The 3,146-nt window shown below is 54.9% G+C and carries 2 protein-coding genes; both read left to right on the top strand.

Going from position 1 to position 3,146, the window contains the following annotated elements; translation table 11 throughout:
- Nucleotides 1–542 precede the first annotated feature (542 nt).
- Nucleotides 543–1,562: a 1-aminocyclopropane-1-carboxylate deaminase gene (locus LG661_RS24310; RefSeq protein ID WP_230534575.1), complete on the top strand. Its 1,020-nt coding sequence runs from the start codon at nt 543–545 to the stop codon at nt 1,560–1,562.
- A gap of 169 nt (nt 1,563–1,731) precedes the next feature.
- The gene (locus tag LG661_RS24315) at nt 1,732–2,493 is read left to right on the top strand and encodes an alpha/beta hydrolase (protein ID WP_407666841.1); all 762 of its coding nucleotides are present in this window, start codon (nt 1,732–1,734) and stop codon (nt 2,491–2,493) included.
- Nucleotides 2,494–3,146 lie beyond the last annotated feature (653 nt).

A 3,146-nucleotide genomic window follows, 5' to 3' on the forward strand; every position in this document is an offset into this window, starting at 1 on the left:
CCGACATTACCCCAATCCGACCCTCTGCGACATTCTCAAACAGGCTCTTACATATCGAGAACGCTGATCTACAGAATGTAGCCGAAGTCTCATGCCACTATACTTCAGTCGATAACATCCTTGAGTTCAAACACATATCACTCGAGAGCCTGGGCTCTCAGGCGTAAACCTATCAAGTAAAACACCAACTATCACTGTGGTGCCTAATACAACCACAACCTGCGCCGGAACTCCTGTGATGATGCCGTCGTGGAACAGACACTGTGTTCGCCGACGACAGGTCGCTGGGCTGACGCTTACCCGCGCCGCGCTCTCGGCGTTAGTCAGCGTCCGTCCGTTTGAAGGGCGCGCTGGATCTTGATGTCGACACGATCCAGAAGAAGATTGAAAGAATCTTTCATATTTCTCCGATAATTGTCGAAACCGCAGTACTCGTGGGCTAACCATCGCAATAAAACCTAAATTCAGTCCAGCAACTAGAGAGCACCTTTCATAGACATTGATCTATTCTCTGCTCATCAGGTCGTGATGGAGATAGGCCTATGTCCCTTCTACAGGAGTTCGAACGCTACCCGCTCACCTTCGGCCCGACTCCGATCGAACATCTGCCACGGCTTTCGGCGACCCTCGGCGGCAAGGTACAGATTTACGCCAAGAGAGAAGACTGCAATTCAGGTCTCGCGATGGGCGGCAACAAGTTGAGAAAACTCGAATACATCGTTCCAGACGCGATAGCATCGGGTGCCGATACCTTAGTATCGATTGGTGGCGTGCAGTCAAACCACACGCGCATAGTAGCGGCAACCGCCGCCAAGATCGGCATGAAGTGTGTGGTGGTCCAGGAAAAATGGGTGCCTCACTACGATGCGGTCTATGATCGGGTCGGTAATATCTTGATGACACGTCTCATGGGTGCGGATAGCCGCCTTGTGGAGGCTGGCTTCGACATTGGTATCCGCAAGAGTTGGGAAGAAGCAATACAGTCCGTGCGAGATGCCGGTGGCACACCGTATCCGCTTCCCGCTGGGGCCTCAGTGCACAAGTACGGCGGTCTCGGCTATGTTGGCTTTGCTGAAGAGGTGGCGAGCCAGGAGGAGGAACAGGGCTTCGCTTTTGACTATATTATCGTATGCGTAGTGACCGGCTCCACGCAGGCGGGGATGATTGTCGGCTTTGCCGCAAGTAACAGAGCAGATCGCGTGATTGGCATCGACGCGTCGGCAACGCCTAGTCAAACCCGGATGCAGGTTCGCCAGATCGTCGATAATACTGCGAAATTGGTTAGCCTTGGACGGGCCATCCGAGACGACGAGATCGTCATCAATCCCAACTACGCCTATCCGGCCTATGGTGTACCCTCGGACGAAACGAACGACGCAATCCGGCTCGCCGCCCGCACGGAGGGGATGATAACGGATCCGGTATACGAGGGTAAGTCGATGCAGGGGATGGCTGATTTAATCCGCAAGGGATATTTCCCCGAAGGTTCCAGAATCCTCTACGTTCACCTTGGTGGCGCACCGGCCATCAACGGCTATAGCTACTATTACAAGGACGGCTGAGTGCGCCCTCACCCTGATCGAAACTATCGATCCCGCACATTCAACCAGGCCACCGGAACGACGGTGGAGACCATAGAAGCGCCCGATGAAGGGTGGCGACACATAGTCAATGGGAGGCGTCACTCCCATGGTAGAACCAAATGCAACACCAGTAGCAGGATACTATATCATGAGACTGACCCAACTCTTCCTCTCTCTGGCCAGCGGCATAATCTGTGCCCTTACTGCCGCCATGCCGGCCGACGCGGCTCCAATCAAAAACATCGTCATAGTACACGGCGCCCTGGCTGACGGCTCTGGCTGGCGGAAAGTGCATGACCTCCTAAAACACAAGGGCTACAAGGTCAGTATCGTACAGCCACCGATGACCTCCCTGCAGGACGACGTCAATGCAACCCATCGCATCCTAAATCTGCAGGATGGTCCTGCGATCCTAGTCGGACATAGCTACGGTGGAATGGTAGTAACTGAGGCTGGGAACTCAGATAACGTTGCCGGGATCGTCTACGTCGCTGCGTTCCAGCCCGATGAATCCGAAAGCCTGCTCGACTTGGCTAGTAAAATTCCCGCAGCCACGAAGAGCATCACCGCGACCCCGGACGATTTTCTATACCTTGATCCGAAGGCCTACACCGCTGACTTTGCGGCTGATGTGCCGGCGGCCGACGCCGAGTTCATGGCGAATTCGCAGGTCTTTCCCGCCAGGGCAGCTTTTGAAACAAAGATCACGCAGCCCGCGTGGAAGAACAAGAGGAGTTGGTCTCTAGTCGCAACCGATGATCGCGCAATTCATCCCGATCTCATGCGGATGATGGCCCAGCGTGCTGGCAGCACAACCGTAGAGGTTAAAGCGAGTCACGCAGTATTCATGTCGCAACCCGATGCGGTATCACGTCTAATTGAGAATGCTGCTAAAACACTTTCGAAGTGAGCAAGCTTTGACGCTAAGACGACCTCTGGCGGCATGCAGTAAGCACTACTCTTCGAAAACTGCACTTCAACCGGCATCGGCTCATATGCGAAACAATGGAGAAAAATGGATGCGGTTCTCTTTTGCAAAGTTCGCATCAGGGCGCGATCCACGTCTGACGGAATCCAAGAGCAACGTAGCTGTACCCGCGGGCAGCCAAATAGACGCTCCGAGTATCCAGACCACATCTTCCGTTCAATCAATCTAGCCGGCCGCTGGCCTCGGGCATACGATGTTCCACGTAACTTGAGCACATCACTGAGTGTCACGAAACTAGAGGCGCCGCCTTGGTCTGAAGGAGCGGCCTAACGACAATTCGTACTTTCCGCCTGCCGTACTTCGGGAACTGATCAGACTCGCAAGTGACCTGCGAAAAGACGGTCCAGGACAGTGCCCTCGCTGCAGCCGCCGAAATGGAGATAAGTGTGCATTTTGAGTCTGGTGTGCAGAGGGGTACGTCGCGCGGGTAACGGCCAATGCGACGCCGTCCGTCAGGCCGGGCGGGGTGAGGGCGGCACAGATGTCGCAATGCCTTTCAGTTGTAACATGATGGCCATGACTGAAATGGGTGCGAAACGCCAAGCTGCAAGAGCTGCCGGCGAACCGCTCCGGCG

The organism is Microvirga roseola (genome assembly GCF_020866965.1).
Classification (GTDB): domain Bacteria; phylum Pseudomonadota; class Alphaproteobacteria; order Rhizobiales; family Beijerinckiaceae; genus Microvirga; species Microvirga roseola.

What these genes read in the sequence shown, in the direction of transcription:
- LG661_RS24310 (WP_230534575.1), top strand. Translation starts at nt 543, where the DNA reads ATGTCCCTTCTACAGGAGTTCGAACGCTACCCGCTCACCTTCGGCCCG.
- LG661_RS24315 (WP_407666841.1), top strand. Translation starts at nt 1,732, where the DNA reads ATGAGACTGACCCAACTCTTCCTCTCTCTGGCCAGCGGCATAATCTGT.